Origin of the sequence: Brevibacterium sp. HMSC22B09, assembly GCF_001806795.1 — a bacterium.
Lineage (GTDB): Bacteria > Actinomycetota > Actinomycetes > Actinomycetales > Brevibacteriaceae > Brevibacterium > Brevibacterium ravenspurgense.
In genome coordinates this window covers 1-16,192 of record NZ_KV786013.1, presented here as the reverse complement: position 1 = coordinate 16,192, position 16,192 = coordinate 1, and the positions used below count along the sequence as shown (strand labels likewise).

At 61.9% G+C, this 16,192-nt stretch carries 15 protein-coding genes; 8 read left to right on the top strand and 7 right to left on the bottom strand.

The window, feature by feature from the left end:
* The first annotated feature begins 74 nt into the window (after positions 1–74).
* On the top strand, positions 75–1,589 hold the full coding sequence (locus HMPREF3087_RS05185; protein WP_176745013.1) for a L,D-transpeptidase: 1,515 nt from the start codon (positions 75–77) through the stop codon (positions 1,587–1,589).
* A gap of 66 nt (positions 1,590–1,655) precedes the next feature.
* On the opposite strand, the gene HMPREF3087_RS05180 is transcribed toward HMPREF3087_RS05185, so the two are convergent.
* From HMPREF3087_RS05180 to HMPREF3087_RS05170, 3 genes are all read right to left on the bottom strand, one after another.
* Positions 1,656–2,093 carry a DUF779 domain-containing protein gene (locus HMPREF3087_RS05180; protein ID WP_070428337.1) on the bottom strand — a complete coding sequence of 146 codons (438 nt, stop codon included), beginning with the start codon at positions 2,091–2,093 and terminating at the stop codon, positions 1,656–1,658.
* A gap of 2 nt (positions 2,094–2,095) precedes the next feature.
* Positions 2,096–3,619 (bottom strand): acetaldehyde dehydrogenase ExaC, encoded by a 1,524-nt coding sequence (locus HMPREF3087_RS05175; protein ID WP_070428336.1) that lies wholly within the window; start codon positions 3,617–3,619, stop codon positions 2,096–2,098.
* A gap of 163 nt (positions 3,620–3,782) precedes the next feature.
* Positions 3,783–4,376: a peroxidase-related enzyme gene (locus HMPREF3087_RS05170; RefSeq protein ID WP_070428335.1), complete on the bottom strand. Its 594-nt coding sequence runs from the start codon at positions 4,374–4,376 to the stop codon at positions 3,783–3,785.
* Between the two features lie 193 nt (positions 4,377–4,569).
* Between HMPREF3087_RS05170 and HMPREF3087_RS05165 the strand changes: the two genes are divergently transcribed.
* Positions 4,570–6,252 carry a hypothetical protein gene (locus HMPREF3087_RS05165; RefSeq protein WP_070428334.1) on the top strand — a complete coding sequence of 561 codons (1,683 nt, stop codon included), beginning with the start codon at positions 4,570–4,572 and terminating at the stop codon, positions 6,250–6,252.
* 75 nt (positions 6,253–6,327) lie between these two features.
* Here the strand turns inward: HMPREF3087_RS05165 and HMPREF3087_RS05160 are convergent, their stop codons facing one another.
* Positions 6,328–7,398, bottom strand: coding sequence for an AI-2E family transporter (locus tag HMPREF3087_RS05160; RefSeq protein WP_070428333.1), 1,071 nt, complete (start codon positions 7,396–7,398; stop codon positions 6,328–6,330).
* Positions 7,399–7,430: 32 nt separating this feature from the next.
* Positions 7,431–8,669 (bottom strand): MFS transporter, encoded by a 1,239-nt coding sequence (locus tag HMPREF3087_RS05155; protein WP_070428418.1) that lies wholly within the window; start codon positions 8,667–8,669, stop codon positions 7,431–7,433.
* A gap of 79 nt (positions 8,670–8,748) precedes the next feature.
* Between HMPREF3087_RS05155 and HMPREF3087_RS05150 the strand changes: the two genes are divergently transcribed.
* From HMPREF3087_RS05150 to HMPREF3087_RS05135, 4 genes are read left to right on the top strand one after another with little or no spacing between them, the layout of a single operon-like run.
* Positions 8,749–10,923: a M3 family metallopeptidase gene (locus HMPREF3087_RS05150; RefSeq protein WP_070428332.1), complete on the top strand. Its 2,175-nt coding sequence runs from the start codon at positions 8,749–8,751 to the stop codon at positions 10,921–10,923.
* A gap of 3 nt (positions 10,924–10,926) precedes the next feature.
* On the top strand, positions 10,927–11,391 hold the full coding sequence (locus HMPREF3087_RS05145) for a YbaK/EbsC family protein (protein ID WP_070428331.1): 465 nt from the start codon (positions 10,927–10,929) through the stop codon (positions 11,389–11,391).
* A complete protein-coding gene (locus tag HMPREF3087_RS05140; RefSeq protein ID WP_141738877.1) occupies positions 11,381–12,187 on the top strand; it encodes a queuosine precursor transporter in 807 nt (268 codons plus the stop codon). Before HMPREF3087_RS05145 ends, HMPREF3087_RS05140 begins: the two co-directional genes overlap by 11 nt.
* Positions 12,184–13,050, top strand: a complete 867-nt coding sequence (locus tag HMPREF3087_RS05135) for an SGNH/GDSL hydrolase family protein (RefSeq protein ID WP_070428330.1) — start codon at positions 12,184–12,186, stop codon at positions 13,048–13,050. Before HMPREF3087_RS05140 ends, HMPREF3087_RS05135 begins: the two co-directional genes overlap by 4 nt.
* A 171-nt stretch (positions 13,051–13,221) precedes the next feature.
* Here HMPREF3087_RS05135 and HMPREF3087_RS05130 read toward each other — a convergent pair whose 3' ends face one another.
* Together HMPREF3087_RS05130 and HMPREF3087_RS05125 are read right to left on the bottom strand one after the other, a co-directional pair.
* A complete protein-coding gene (locus HMPREF3087_RS05130; protein WP_370919320.1) occupies positions 13,222–14,652 on the bottom strand; it encodes a catalase in 1,431 nt (476 codons plus the stop codon).
* A gap of 78 nt (positions 14,653–14,730) precedes the next feature.
* Entirely contained in the window at positions 14,731–15,195 is a 465-nt protein-coding gene (locus HMPREF3087_RS05125; RefSeq protein WP_070428328.1) for a Fur family transcriptional regulator, read from the bottom strand.
* Positions 15,196–15,285: 90 nt separating this feature from the next.
* Between HMPREF3087_RS05125 and HMPREF3087_RS05120 the strand changes: the two genes are divergently transcribed.
* Both HMPREF3087_RS05120 and HMPREF3087_RS10665 read left to right on the top strand, forming a co-directional pair.
* Positions 15,286–15,699, top strand: coding sequence for a GNAT family N-acetyltransferase (locus HMPREF3087_RS05120; RefSeq protein ID WP_019174428.1), 414 nt, complete (start codon positions 15,286–15,288; stop codon positions 15,697–15,699).
* Between the two features lie 55 nt (positions 15,700–15,754).
* Positions 15,755–15,949, top strand: a complete 195-nt coding sequence (locus tag HMPREF3087_RS10665; RefSeq protein ID WP_197456678.1) for an addiction module antidote protein — start codon at positions 15,755–15,757, stop codon at positions 15,947–15,949.
* Positions 15,950–16,192: the final 243 nt, after the last annotated feature.

Here is a 16,192-nt window from a genome sequence, read left to right as displayed (position 1 = left end):
CTCGGGCAGCATCAGCGCGTTGCCCGATCACTGCTCAACAGCGCTTTATATCAGCTTTTCCGAAGGGGTCCCGCGTGCGATTTCGCCTCTTGTCCGCTGCTGCAGCGGCAACGTCAGCTCTTCTGCTCATCAGCGGATGCTCGGTTGTTGACGAAACGAATCCGATCGCCAAAAAAGAGATTCCCAAGCCCACGGTTGAAGTGACCGCGGACGCGCCTGGAAAGAAGCTCGCGCTCAAAGTCACTGATGGCACATTCGAAAACGTCCAGCTGATCGACGACGACGCCGAAGGCGCCCTTGTCGACCTGGGTGAATTCAAGGACTCCTCCGACGGCGCTTCAGAAGAGCCGACCGACGGCGCCACTGACGCAGCCGACAGCTCAGACAGTTCAGACGAATCTTCAGAGGACGCTTCGGAAAGCGCTACCCCCTCCGCTGACTCTTCGGCAGACGCGTCCACTGACCCGTCGGCTGACGCATCCTCTGACCCCTCGGCTTCAACCGGCGAAGAAGCCTCCGACGATCAGCAGACCGCGTGGGAGTCTTCCTACCGGCTGGCCGGCGATTCGACCTACACGTGGACCGCTTCGGCACTCGATGCTGACGGCAAGGAGCACACGCTCACTGGCACGGTCGACACCGACAAGCTCGAACGCACCGAGATCAGCGCCCGCACCCTCATCGGCGACAACCAGAAGGTCGGCGTCGGTGCGCCCATTATTGTGAACTTCGGCAGCACAGTGCCGGAGGAGTTCCGCGCAACCGTGGAAAGCCGCCTGGGCCTGACCTTCAAAGACTCTGACGGCAACGACCGCGACGTCGAAGGCTCCTGGGCTTGGCTTCCCGATGTCGACGGGATTTCACGCATCCACTATCGGCCGCGCGAATACTGGCCCGAGCACACCGACGTTGACCTTCGGATGAACCTCAAGGACGTCCCCATGGGCAAGAGGCAGAAGGGCGAAAAGGACGTCGAACTGAAGTTCACGGTCGACCGCAACCAGGTGGTTGAGGGCAACACCAAGACCCACCGCATGGTCGTCAAGCGAAACGGCGAAACCAAGTGGGACTTCCCCGCGTCCTTCGGCCGTTCCGGTTCGCGCACGGAAACCCACAACGGCACGCATATCGTGATGTCCAAGCACGAGTACTACGTCATGCGCAGCCAGCAGTGGGACTACGAAACCCCCACCAGGCACGCAGTGCGCATCCACAACAACGGCGAGTTCATCCACGGCGCACCGTGGTCGGTCGGCTCGCAAGGTTCGGCAAACGTGTCGCACGGCTGCGTCAACCTCGCACCGGGCAGCGCGCAGAAGTACTTCAACTCCGCCCTCTACGGCGACCCCGTCGAAATCAAGGGCTCTAGCGTTTCGCTCAGCCCCGCCTCGGGAGATGTTGCGGACTGGACCTACGAATGGGACGACTGGACCGCCCTGTCGGCCATCCCGGCTGACCAGCGCGAAGCAGCCGAAGAAGCCATGAAGGAAAACGCCGCCTCGGCATCGCCGTCGGCTGACGCGACCGACCCCTCCACGGAGGGAACCTCGGCTCCCAGCGAATCGGCCACCGAGGAAAGCACCGACTGACCTTCTCCACACAAAGCACGAGGTGGGGCTCACCTTCCCAGGTGAGCCCCACCTCGTGCTTTGGGGTCAGTCCAGAAGCCGCGACCTGATGAGGAACCGCAGCCCCGTGGGGCTTTCGATGCTGAAGCCACCGCCCCTGCCGGGCACTGCATCAACCAGCAGGTAGGTGTGCTTCCAGTACTCGAACTGCTCCTTTGACATCCAGAAGCCGATCTCCGCAGACTCTGCGGGCACATCGGGCAGAGTGAACGTGCCCAAAAGCACGTCCGACCCTCCGGTGAGGAACTCACCTTCCGGATAGCACATGGGAGCAGACCCGTCACAGCATCCGCCGGACTGATGGAACATCAGCTGGCCATGCTGCTGTGTGAGCTTCTGCAGCAGCTCCACCGCCGCCGGGCTCAGCCCCACGCGCGAGCGCTGTTCACCATCGATCTCAGGCCGCGCTTCGACTTGCGCGGTCACTGTGGTGCCGTCCTGGTCTCCGGTGATGTCGTCAGCCATTGTCAGAAGAATCCCATGGGGTTTTCGTCGTAGCTGACCAGCAGGTTCTTGGTCTGCTGGTAGTGGTCGAGCATCATGAGGTGGTTCTCACGGCCGATGCCGGACGACTTGTAGCCGCCGAACGCAGCGTGCGCCGGGTAGTTGTGGTAGTTGTTCACCCACACGCGGCCGGCCTGAATGTCACGACCCGCGCGGTACGCGATGCCGCCGTTGCGCGACCACACACCGGCACCCAGGCCGTAGAGCGTGTTGTTCGCTTCCTTGATGACAGAGTCGTAGTCGGTGAACGATGTCAGCGCGAGGACGGGGCCGAAGATCTCCTCCTGGAAGATCCGCATGCTGTTGTCGCCCTTGAAGACCGTCGGCTGGACGTAGAATCCATCGGCGAGGTCGCCGTCGAGGTGGTTCTGCTCACCGCCGATGAGCACTTCTGCGCCTTCGTCCTTGCCGATCTGCAGGTACGACTTGATCTTCTCAAGCTGATCGGTCGAAGCCTGCGCGCCAATCTGCGTGTCCGTGTCCAGCGGGTTGCCCTGCTTGGTGTTGCGGACGCGCTCAAGGCCGAGTTCGACGAAGTCGTCGAAGATGCTCTCCTGCACGAATGCGCGCGACGGGCAGGTGCAGACTTCACCCTGGTTGAGGCTGAACATTGCGAAGCCCTCGGCCGCCTTCTGCCGGAACGTGTCATCAGCTGCCATGACGTCTTCGAAGAACACGTTGGGGCTCTTGCCGCCCAGTTCCAGGGTGACGGGAATGAGGTTCTGCGATGCGTACTGCATGATGAGCCGGCCGGTGGTCGTTTCACCGGTGAACGCGATCTTCGCGATGCGCTTGTTCGAGGCCAGCGGCTTACCCGCTTCGACGCCAAAGCCGTTGACGATGTTGACCACGCCGTCGGGCAGCAGGTCGCCGATCAGCTCAATGAGCACCATGATCGAGGCGGGTGTCTGCTCGGCCGGTTTGAGAACCACCGCGTTGCCCGCAGCAAGAGCGGGAGCGAGCTTCCACACCGCCATGAGCAGCGGGAAGTTCCACGGAATGATCTGGCCGACCACGCCGAGCGGTTCGTTGAAGTGATAGGCAACCGTGTTGTCGTCAATCTGCGACAGGCGGCCTTCCTGAGCGCGGATTGCGCCGGCAAAGTAGCGGAAGTGGTCGATGGCCAGCGGAATATCAGCCGTCAGCGGTTCGCGGATCGCCTTGCCGTTGTCCCATGTTTCGGCAACAGCGAGCATTTCGAGGTTCTCTTCCATCCGGTCGGCAATCCGGTGGAGGATGAGCGCGCGTTCAGCAGGGCTTGTTTTGCCCCATGCGGGGGCCGCTTTGTGCGCGGCGTCGAGTGCTGCCTCGATGTCGTCAGCGTCTGACTGCGCGACTTCGCAGAAGACTTTGCCGGTAACCGGGGAGGGGTTTTCGAAGTAGCGTCCGGCCTTCGGCGGCGTCCACTGCCCGCCGATCCAGTTGTCGTAGCGGGACTTGAAGGTCACCTTGCTGTCAGGTGTGTTGGGTGCTGCGTAGACCGTCATGATTCTCTCCTTTGAGACTTCAGGTGCAGTGCTGCAGGACGTCGATGTCCTCTCCTCAAACTACGCACCTGCTCGCGGGCAGACAAGGGGTGTCTCGAAATCAGGAGCATACTCACGAGGTGGGGCTCACCTTTCCAGGTGAGCCCCACCTCGTGCGCTTCGGTCAGCTGTTCAGCTGCTGGTAGATGTCTTTCGGCACCCGGCCGAGCGTGTAGAACTCGGGGTTTGGCCGCATTCCCGACACTGTGGCCATGCGGTTGGACAGGCCGAAGAACCCGGTGATGGCGGTGATGTCCCACACGTCTTCGTCATCGAAGCCGTGCTCGGCCAGGCGCGTGAAGTCGTCTTCACTGATGTCTGCGGGGTCGGTACAGACTTTCATGGCGAAGTCGAGCATGGCCTCTTCGCGGGGTTCAAGGTCGGCATGCTTGTAGTTGACGGCCACTTTGTCTGCAATGTCCGAGCTCTTCTTGAACAGGCGCAGCAGCGCCCCGTGGGCGACGACGCAGTACAGGCACCCGTTGGCTGACGAGGTGGCTGTCACGATCATTTCGCGGTCGGCTTTTGTCAGGCTGCCGGTGTCTTTGTCCATGAGCGCGTCGTAGTAGGCGAAGAACGCGCGGAACTCTGCGGGTCGGCGAGCCAGTTTGATGAATACGTTGGGAACGAAACCGGACTTTTCGGCTTCTGCTTCGATCCGCTGTCGGATGTCGTCGGGCAGGTCTGTCAGAACTGCGTCAGGAAATCGTTCAGTCATGTGAGCCAGGCTACATGCGGTCACGTGGTTTGGAAGGCAACGTTTCACATCTGGAGATCTGGGCCATTTAGTTCGAAACTGGCATAGAATTGAGGAAGGGTATCGCACAGAAATCTTCGCCGCCGTCACTGTTGACTATTGAACTGCGATTTTCAGCAGCGATCGTCGTGTCCAGACAGAGGAATAGAAGGTCATGCGCAAAAGCATCATCATCGCGATCGTGGCAGTGGTCGCACTCGTCGTAGGCGGGGTCATGTTCGCCGCCCTCGGAAAGAAACCCTCCACACTCACGCTCAAGCCCAACGTGCACATCGCCGGTGGCAAAGACGGCTTCACCGTCCACGATGTCACCGAGGACAGCGTCACGATCGACGAGGACAGCTCGATCGCAGAAGGCGCAATCGTCGCCGGAGGGACAGGCCAAGCAGCTCCGAACGGCTTCCTGCGCAAAGTCACCTCCGTTAAAAAGCAGGACGGCGAAATGGTGCTCGAGACTGAGCAGGCTGCTCTGACTGATGCAATCAAAAAGGCCGATATCAACCTCGACATCAACATCGACCCGGACGGCAATCACACGCTTGACGACCACGGCCCGTCCAAGGGGAACCCGCTTGGCGCGGCACCGGCGCACGCGGCCCCCGTCGCAGCCGATGGGGAAATCTTTTCGTATTCGGGTGACGAACTCGACGCCACCGGATCTTTGGCCCTGTCGCTCAACATGAGGGTCGCCGAGAACGGCAAAATCGACTTCGAGACGAAAGCCGACCTGAACCTCGACAGCGAGTTCAAGCTGCAGAACCCGGGCGATTGGAACAAAGACCTCTTCACCAAGCAGGTTCTGCCGGTGACGATCATCGTCGATGACTTCCCTGTCACTCTGGTCAACGAGCTTTCTGTTTCGGCCAACGGCAGTGTTGACACAGAAGCGGATGCGACCGTCAAATCAAGTCTCGAGCGGACCGTCGGGTACCGTTACCTGTCCGGCGAGGGTCTGTCGCCCATTGACGAAGAGAGCGAGCAGACATTTGAAATCGCCGCGGCAGATCAGGACAACCTCGATGCTTCAGGGCACGGCGCGGTCAATGTGAACCTCACCAGCAGCGTCTTCGGGATCGCCGGCCCAGAGATCACAACCGGCATTGACACTGACTTCGATGCTTCGCTCGAAAAGGCCGAACCCAAATCCGACAAAGCCGAGCTCATTGAGCTTCCCGGCCTTGACGGCACCTACGCCGGAAGCGCCGATGTGACGGCGACAGCCCCTCTGGAAGCCAAGTTCAACGCGAGCGAAAAAGCCGGCAACCCGTTTGACGGCAAAAAGAGCCGAGAAATGGTCAATGCCGAACTGTTCAAGGCAGAAGAGCCGCTGGAGCTCTACGCCTACTCACGCGAAATCTACCCCGAAGGCTCTGGCGGAAAGAAAGCCCTTGCCGAACTCGAGGGCAAGATGTTCGTATTCTCGTCTGGCGCTGGCGCGTGGAACACAAGCATCACGATGGAAAAGGACGGCAAGTTCACCGGCTCATACATAGATGCCAACGTCCGCGGCGAGCACACCGCTGAATTCAACGGTCGCTTCGAAGTCGCCAAACGGGTTGACGAATACACGTACAAGCTCAAACTCAAAGACCTGAAGACGACCACCCCGACGGGCGAAAAGACCGAAAGGGACGGTCGTACGATCGAATACGCTGAGCCGTACGGCTTTGAAAAAGGCGAGGAGTTCGAGCTCTACCTGCCCGGCCACTCCACGGACAGTCTCGATGAGGAATACACGGGCTGGACTGGCCACTGCAAGAGCAATGGCTCAACCATCGACCACTACGGGCTGTTCAACGTCGAACCGAAATACGGCATGTGCACGGTCGACGACTGATTTCCGAAGTGTCAGTGCTGAGGTTCAGCACTGACACCTCTCGCGTTGCGGCCACCCGTGCTCAGAGGGCTTCCGCTAGTGCTTCGCGTCTTGGCGTGGGACGACGACCCTGCGGTAGATGATGAGCAGTGACGCTGCGACAGGAATCGATGCAATAGCCCCGAGCACTCCACCGAGCGTCGCTCCGGCAATCGCGGCGATGATGACGATCGGCCCGGGAACGTCGGTCACAGCCTTCATGATGCGCGGGTTGAAGACGTAGGCCTCAATCTGCATGTACACCAGGTAGTAGATCGCGGCGATGAGCGCCAGGGTGGGTGAGCTCATCAGGCACGACACCACAATGACGCATGATGCCGAGATCGTCCCGACCAGTGGAATGAGCGAACCGAGGAAGGCGATGAACGCCAAAAGGGCAGGCAGCGGAGCCCCGATGATGGTGAGGAACACCGCCGACAGCACTCCGTTGGTGGCCGCGAGCGCGCTCTGGCCCAGGATGTAGCGGCCAACCGAACCGGTGATCTCCTCCGTGACGTCCTCAACGTCATCACGTTTGCGTGCCGGCATGAGCCGGTAGAACGCCGATTTGATGCGGGGCAGTCCCGCCGCGAAGTACAGGGTGAGGATGATGACGATGATGACGTTCGTGGTGAACGTCATGACTCCCGCACCGAGCGTCAGAACACCACCGCCGATGCTGGCGAGGTTCGCAGGATTCGAGGCCCAGGCGCCGGCGTTCTCAAGGCTCTCGTTGAGGTCGATGCCGAACGGCAGGTTGTCTTCGAGCTTCGCAAACCACGGCTCATGAATAATGTCGTCGATGATCCGCGGGATGTCGCCGATGAACTGCTGCACCTGCCGCACCACTGGCGGGACGACGAGCAGCAGAACGCCGGCTGCGACGATGACGACGGCCAGCGACGTGATGGTGACAGCCCATCCGCGTTTGATTCCCCGGTTGTTGAGGAACCGGATGACCGGCTCAAGACCGAGTGCGAGGAACAGCGCGCAGGCAATGCAGACGATGACACCGGCGAGGTCGTCGACCAGGTGAAAGAGCCCGTACGCCAGTCCTGCTCCGAGCATGCCGAGGAACCCGATGACAAACGGGTTCGCGTTCCGGCCGTTGATCGTGATTGCGCTCACCCGTTCAGTCTAGGTCCCACAGGCCGCAGCGCTCAGGCCTTCTTCGACTTCGCCAAACCAATCGCAATCAGCAGGCTCACACCCATGAACGCACCAGTCATCGCGGTGACACCCCACCAGCCGAAGTCCTGCCAGGCAAGCGGCGTGAGGTTCCCCGCTGCTGATGACCCCATGTAGTAGAACAGCATGTACATGCTGGCCGCCTGAGCGGGCAGACCGAGGCGGGCGGCGCCTCGGGAGGGGACCCAAGCAGACGCGATCGAGTGGGTGATGAAGAACCCCGAGGCGAGCACCAGCAGACCAAACACAATGACCGCCAAAGGCGAGGTCGCGAGCAGTCCAACACCGACCAGCGCAGTCAGAGGACCGAAGACAATCACCGCCCGCATTGAGTAGCGGTTGGCCAGCCGTGCCGCGCGAGCGCCGACAAAACCTGCCACCGGATAGGCCAGGTAGAGCAGACCGACCACGGCAACCGACAGACCGTAGGGGGCTGCCTCAAGGCGGAAGCCAAGAACATTGAACGTACCGACAAAAGCACCCATGCCGAAGAACGCCAGCACGTACAGGCCCACCAGGACAGGGTCGGTGAAAACCTTGGCGAAGTCGCGCAGAAGCTGCCGCGGATGCGCCGGGTGGGGCGCAAAGCCGCGCGACTGCGGCAACAGCAGCCACGCACCCACAGCACACGCAGAGGCAGCAAGTGCTGACACAAACAGAGCGAAGTGAGCCGCATCCAGCCCTAGGGGCGCGCCCAGATCCAGCCGTTCGTGCAGGCTGACAACACCGGACGTGATGAGGCGAGCGCTCAGACCTCCGAGCGTTGTGCCGAAGATGTAGATCCCCGTAGCAGCCGTCGCGTAGTCCGGGTGGATTTCCTCTTTCAAATACACCGCTGCGGTGGCGGGCAACCCGGCCAACAGAACACCCATGACAAAGCGCAGAATGAGGAAGGTCGGCCAGTCGGTGACAAAGGCGCTCACCAGGCCCAACGCGCTTGCTGACAGCAGGGAGAAGCGGATGAGTGCGACCCTGCCGATCCGCTCGGAAACGGGGGCTGCCGCAATGAGCCCAACCGCAAGACCCGCCGTTGCAACGGACACCGAAAGGGCTGACTGTGACGGGGAGATCCGCAGGTCCCGCGTGAAATAGGGCAAAATAGCTTGCGTGTTGTAAAGCAGCACGAAGGTTGCCAGGCCCGCGACGAGCAGACCGATTTCGATCTTCTTCGTCTGCCGGTGCCCGCGCGGATATCCGTCGAAGCTGCTCACGAAGTTCACGATACTCAGCGCTCGGCTGACATCGTCGGCAGGTACAGTCTGACGCCCGAGCCTGTAAGAGGAGAAGCACGTGTCCACTATCCCCGAACACACCGACGGCGCAGCCCCCGCGGATTCGCTGCTCGCCTGGATAACCCACCCGGCATCGCTGACGCTGCCGGACTTCCACCTGTCCGCCGAGGAGCTCCGCAGCACACTCGCAGCTGTTCTCACTCAGTTCCAGCAGGATCTCGAAGCGATCGCCTCGGACGAATCACCCGCTGACTTCTACAACACTGTCGTCGCCCTGGAAAAGGCGATGGAGCCGCTGCGCCGCCTGTCCGCAGTGGCCGGTGTCTTGCAGGGTTCAGCCCACACGGACGACAACAGCGACGCGCTTGCGGAAATCGATGCGGAACTGTCCTCGGCTTTCCTCGGCGTTGAGCTCAACTCCGCCCTGTTCAACAGGCTTGAGGCGATCAACGACACTTCCCTTCTGCCGGAAGACCGTCGTCACCTGCAGCTCCTCCTGGCTGATTTCATTCGCGCCGGCGCCCGCCTGGACGATGACGGCAAGAAGCGCGTCGAGGCGGTGTCAGCGGAGCTGACCCGTTTGGAGAACCGCTTTGCGAACACCGTCCTGGCTGAAACCAACGCTTCGGCTTTTGTGATTGAACGCGGCGGCCCGTACTCACCTGACGGGCTGACTGAGCCTCAGCTGGCCGCCGCCGCTGCCCAGGCGCAGGAACGCGGTGTTGACGGTTGGGTGCTGCCTTTGGAGTCGACGACAGTGCAGCCGCCGGCTGAATCACTCACCGATCCGGAGACCCGCTCGGCGCTGTTTGCTGCGTCCGCTGATCGGTGCAGTCGCGGCGGTGAGGGTGACACCCGAGGTCTGGTTGCAGACATCACGGCGCTGCGCGCCGCTCTGGCCGGTGTGCTGGGCTACAGCTCGTTCAGCGAGTACGCGATTGAACCGCAGCAGGCCGGCAACCCGGAACAGGCTTCGAGTCTGCTCATTTCGCTGCTGGAGCCGGCCAATCAGCAGCTGCAGCGTGAACTCGCAACGATTGAGAAGACCGCGCAGCCGCAGAGGCTTGCCGCTGAGGACATCCCGTTCTGGCTGCGCCGCGTGGGTTCGCAGCTGTACGGCATCGACCACAGCGAAATCAGCAAGTACTTCGAGTTCAACCGGGTGTTGCACGACGGTGTTTTCTACGCCGCGAGCGTGCTGTACGGATTGAGCTTTGAAAACGTCACCGACCGTTTCGCAGGCCGCCTGTGGGACGAAACCGTCACGGTGTGGGAAATCTCCGAGGGCGCCAAAGTTCTGGGCCTGGTCTGCATCGACCCGTACACGCGCCCCAGCAAGCGCGGTGGGGCGTGGATGGCGGAACTCGTGACCGGCGCCCGCCTGACAGGTGAACAGCCCATCATCACCATGACGATGAACGTGCCCCGCCCGGCACCCGGCGAACCGGCCCTGCTGAGCCTGGACGACGTCAACACGCTCTTCCACGAGTTCGGCCACGTGTGGCACGGACTGTTTGCCGATTCCACCTACCCCAGCCGGGCAGGCACCTCGGTCCCCCGGGACTATGTTGAGTTCCCGTCGCAGCTGAACGAAATGTGGATGCTCCACCCGGATGTTCTGCCGAACTACGCCCGCCACATCACAACGGGCGAACCGCTGCCGGAAAACCTGGTCGAGCAGATCAAGCAGGCGCAGAAGTTCGGGCAGGGCTTCGGCACGATCGAATACCTGGCTGCCGCTCTTCTGGACCTTTCGTGGCACGGTCTGGAACCGGGCGAACAGATCGAGGCGGTTCTCGACTTCGAATCCGAGGTGCTGTCTGCCGCCGGGTTCTCGCCGTCCGTGCAGCCGCGCTACCGTTCGCCGTACTTTATGCACGCCTTCAGCTTCGGCTATGCGGCCGGCTACTACTCGTACCTGTGGTCAGAGCAGCTGGCCGCCTACGTATCCGAGTGGTTTGACCAGCAGGGCGGCCTGAAGGCCGAGTCCGGTCAGGCGTTCCGCCGCTCCATTCTGGCGCCGGGCTTCTCGGTTGACCCGGAACAGGCCATCACCCAGTTCTTCGGCGAACAGCCCACCGTCGATCCGCTGCTGCGCCGCCGCGGTCTGCCAACCCGAGAACAGACCCAGGCCGAGGTGCCGGTCGGCTCCCCCGCCGACACCTCGGCAGCCGCCGGCTCCCCCGCCCAGGCACCTGCCGAAACCCACCCGGAAGCACCTCGGGAGGTCTGAACCGTGCACGAACGCAATCAGCGAGTCCAGGCTGACCTCGACAAAGCCGGCATCACCGGGGAGATCACGATCTTCACCGTACACCTGCCCACGGCTGCCGATGCGGCTGCTCACCTGGGCATTGAGACAGGTGCGATTGCCAACAGCCTCATCTTCCGGCTTGACGGCGAACCGGTGCTCATCATGACCTCCGGCGCGCACCGCGTGGACACGGGTTTTGTCGAAGAGCAGACCGGCGGGAAGATCAGCCGGGCCAACGCGGACGTGGTGAAGGAAGCCACCGGGCAGGTGATCGGCGGGGTTGCCCCAGCTGGTCACAGCAAGCCGATTCGCACGTTCATCGACCGGGCGCTCGCGGCCTATCCCATGCTGTGGGCGGCCGCCGGCACCGCGGATTCGATGTTCCCGCTGACGTACGCGGAACTGCTGCGCCTGACCGGCGGAGAGGAAATCGACGTTGAACGCTGACACTGTCCCGGGCTCCGGAAGACAAGAGCCCCACGAATCCCGTCCTGCTTCCGCACAGTCAGCCCAAACCGCGGGTGCGCGACTGGTTGCCTTCGCATCGTCACGTGGGCGCTACTACGCGGTTGTTCTGGCGTTCTTCTGCGTGGCTCTGCTCGTGTCGAACATTTCAGCCACGAAGGTCATCGCGTTCTTCCCCATGGGCGAAAGCACCGACAACTATTGGATTGTGGCCGACGGCGGCGCCTTCCTATTCCCGTTCGTGTACATCATGGGCGACGTCATTTCCGAGGTGTACGGCTTCGCAGCCGCCCGCAAGGCCGTCATCATGGGCTTTGTGTCGCAGCTGGGGGCCTCACTCATCTTCCTGCTGGTCATCATCGCCCCGCCCGGCCCCGGCTATGACGGCCAAGAGGCTTTCGCCGCGGTGTTGGGCTTCTATCCGCGGATCGTCGCGGCATCGCTTGCCGGCTATGCCGTAGGCCAGATGCTCAACGCCTTCGTTCTTGTGCGGATCAAACGTCGCATGGGCGAGCGCGCCCTGTGGGTTCGCCTGCTGGGTTCGACGGGTGTGGGCGAAGCAGCTGACACCGTCATCTTCTGCACCGTGGCCTTTGCCGGTGTGATTCCCGGCGGTGAGTTCATCAAGTACGTGCTGTTCGGCTTTGTGTACAAGGTCGCGGTCGAAGTGCTGTTCCTGCCCGTCACGCAGGTGGTCATCCGCTGGTTCAAGAAGCGCGAGGGCACCTACTCGATCGAAACCGACGCCGAGCGCAGGGCTGAAGGCGCCCGAGTGTGAACGCGCTGTCCCGGCTGAGTTCGCTTAGTTCGCAGGGCCTGCCCCTCTGGGGCCGGGCCGCCCTGGTCGCCGCAGGTGTGGCCGCCGGTGCGACAGCCGGCTGGCTGTCGAGTTCCGCATGGATGAACGGGGTGCAGGCCCGCACCCGCCGCGGGTGGTGGAAGCACTTTCACGAGGCGGAGCTCGCCTTCTTCCCCGACGGCTCGTTTGGTCCGGTGTCAGGTTGGTCCGGTGACGCGCCTCCCCTCAGGGTCAATGTTCTGGGTGATTCCGCAGCCAGCGGAGTGGGCGCTTCCAGCGCTGACCGCGGCTATGTCGGCCTTGTACTGAAGCGTTTGGCTTCTGAGGCCGGCGCACCGGTTCTCGTGTGCAATATCGCCCAACCGGGAGACTCTTCGTGGCTTCTCATGGAGCAGCAGCTTCCGGAACTCAAAGCTGGGCGCATGTTCGCTCAGGCTGATGTCACGATGTGCGTCATCGGCGGCAACGACATCGCCGACCGCGCGTTCACTGACGATGGATTCGCGTGGACTGCTGAGCGCCTGTATCCGGCACTGCCGGCGGGGACTGTCGTATCAACCGTGCCGAGCTTCGGTCTGCCCGCATTTGAGCGCAAATGCCGTGCAGCGAATGCCCTGATCCGCCGTCTGGCCGCTGAGAACGACCTTGAACTTGCCGAACTGTACGCGGCAACAGCGTCCCTGTGGTCGCGTAGCACCCTGGGGATTCCACGGCAATTCTTCACAATGGAATCGGACGTCTTCCACCCCAATGACCACGGGTACACCGTGTGGGCAGAAGCTGTGTGGCCGGCCGTCAGGCGCGCGTGGCTGCGAAGCTCTTCCGCAAAGATGTTCGCCTAAACACAGTCTGTACGGGTACGTACGCGCACAACATGTGTTCAGGCGGACACGTCTCCTGAGGCCGACGTCAAAACAGCAGCGCCCGGGCTCCTTGCGGTACCCGGGCGCTGTCTGCTTCTCAGCTCTGGACTTTCAGATCTGAGCTCAGTGCGGCTGTGTCAGCGGTGCTGATCAGGCGTCTTCGTGTGCGTCCGTTGCAGCGTTCTTGCTGGAGCAGCTCTTGTAGCACTCGCGCAGGTGAACGCCGAGGTCGGCGTCCACGTTGGTCCAGTACTCGAAGAACTGTTCGCGGATGCGGTCGACGGTGATGGCCATGCACTGTCCGCACAGCGTCTCCTTGAAGCGGTCCTTCTGCTCGTCGGTGAAGACGTCGCGGTAGAGGATGCCTGCCTGGCCGAAGTCATCGTCGTCCTTGCGCAGGGTTGCTGCAGCGCGGACGAGCGAGCCGTCGTTCTCCCAGCTTGCTTCCTTGACCGACTCGTCAGCCACTGGGCCACCTTCGGTGCCGTAGAAGTGCGGCGAGTACACGCGGTGCTCAGCAGGCGTGATCGCGTAGTTCATGTGGCCTTCGTGCATGTAGTTCTTGGCCTCGGTGGCACGCGGCTGGTTAACCGGCAGCTGGTTGTAGTTGGTGCCGACGCGGTTGCGCTGTGCATCCGGGTAGGAGAACACGCGGGCCATGAGCATCTTGTCCGGCGAGATTCCGGTGCCCGGAACCTGGTTGCCCGGCGTGAACGCAGCCTGCTCAATCTCCTGGAAGAAGTTCTGCGGGTTGCGGTTCAGGGTCAGCGTGCCGACCTTGATGCGCGGGTAGTCGGCCTTCGGCCACGTCTTGGTGAGGTCGAAGGGGTTGAGGCGGTAGGTCTTGGCCTCTTCGTACGGCATGATCTGGACGTACATGTCCCACTTGGGGAAGTTGCCGTCCTTGATCGAGTTGAAGAGGTCGCGGCGGTGGTACTCGGCGTCCGAGCCTGCCAGCTTCTCGGCTTCTTCAGCCGTCATGTTCTCTTCGCCCTGCTGGGTCAGGAAGTGGTACTTGACCCAGAAGCGCTCGCCGGCTTCGTTGATCCACTGGTAGGTGTGCGATCCGTAGCCGTTCATGTTGCGCCACGTGCGCGGCAGACCGCGGTCGCCCATGAGGTAGGTGACCTGGTGGCTGGACTCAGGCGAGAGCGTCCAGAAATCCCACTGCATGTCCGCATCGCGCAGGCCGGAGTCGCCCAGGCGCTTCTGCGAGTGGATGAAGTCGGGGAGCTTGATGCCGTCGCGGATGAAGAACGTGGGCGTGTTGTTGCCGACGATGTCGAGGTTGCCCTCGGTCGTGTAGAAGCGCAGCGAGAAGCCGCGGACGTCGCGCCACGTATCAGGCGAGCCCTGCTCACCGGCAACGGTCGAGAAGCGGATGAGCGTCTCGGACTTGGTGCCGGGCTGGAAGACGGCTGCCGAGGTGTACTTCGACACGTCTTCGGTGACTTCGAATTCGCCGAATGCGCCGCCACCCTTAGCGTGCGGGTTGCGCTCCGGAACGCGCTCGCGGTTGAACGATGCGAGCTTCTCCAGCAGGTAGTGGTCGTGGAGGGCAGTGGTGCCGTCCGGGCCCATCGTGAGCGAGTGCTCGTTGTTCTGGACAGGCGCACCTGATTGGGTGGTCAACCGGTGTCAGTCATGTGCTGATTCCTTTCAAGGGGCGATTGTGGATTCGGAAACTTGCGAGCATTCGGCACACAGGCCGTAGAAGGTCACTTCCGTGACCTCCGCTGCGAACCCTGCCGGCGGGTGAATGCACGGCGGGGCCTGCGTGGCACACGGAGTGTCTTCCACTGCGCCGCATCTGCGGCACACAGTGTGGTGATGGTTGTCGCCGTGGTCGAGTTCGAAGAGCGCAGGGTGTCCTCCCACTTCGATCTTGCGCACAAGCCCTGCACTCTTCAGTGCTTCGAGCACGCCGTACAGAGTTTGGAAGCTCACCGTGGGCAGGGTCTTTCGGACGTCGTCGAGCAATCGTTCGACGCTGAAGTGACCGTGCCCGCTGAGCGCTTCCAGCGCTGCAACGCGCGGCGACGTGACACGCAGACCCACAGCCTTGAGTGCCGCACGAGGGCCCTCGTGCGCATTCAGGGCCGCTGATGGATCTGCAATGTTCATCACTTTCGGCCTAGTCGCTCTTTTGAATAGTTCAAACAAATGTAGGCAAACGCACAGTGAAGAGTCAGCGCAAGCACTAGAGTTCGTCACATGACACCGGAGTTGCGAATTACCGATCTCATCCCAAGCCTTCAGCAGCTCGTCGACCTCTATGACTCTGTCGGCTGGTTGGCCTACACAAGGGATCCCGAGGCGCTCGCGGCGTCGGTCGCCGGGTCTCAGTGGCTGAGGTCAGCGTGGTGCGGAGAATCTCTCATCGGCCTCATTCGCATTCTCACCGATGGCCACACAATCGCCTACCTGCAGGACATCCTCGTTCACCCCGAGGAGCAGCGAACAGGGGTAGGCAAGGCGCTCATGGCAGAAGCAGCGGACGCGTTTTCTCATGTTCGCCAATTCGTTCTCATCACTGATGACGAAGAACGCCAGCAGTCTTTCTACCGAGCCTGCGGTTTCAGCACAGCCGCCGAAAACAACATTCACGCCTTCGTGAAGTCCCAGTAACCGTCCACAAACCCTCGGCCTTCTGTGTCCTTGAGATACAGGTATGTGGGGCAAAATGGCTGACAACAAGGTCAAGATGCGACCTTTTGACATCGCTGAACGCCTGCAGACGAAGGAGCAGGTGGCCTACTGTCTTAAAGCTGTGCTGGAGGATCAAGACCCTGATTTCCTCAAGTCAGCTCTGGGCGACATCGCTCGCTCCAAGGGCATGGCAAAGCTTGCCAAGGAAATCGGCCTGGAGCGCGAGTAGCTCTACAAGTCCCTGAGCGCAGAAGGCAACCCGTCGTTCAAGACGCTGTTCAACCCCATCAAAGCCCTCGGCATGACGATGCGCATCGACTACGCCACGAGCGACAAGAAGATCGAGCTCGACCCCGACATCCCCAAGCGCAGCGACGCGTCAGCCTGAGAGCAGAAGGCGGGCGGCGCCTCGTAAGCCCAAAAGCTGAAACCGAACAGAGCCCAGCGCGGCTAGGGCGTGTCTGATAAATGT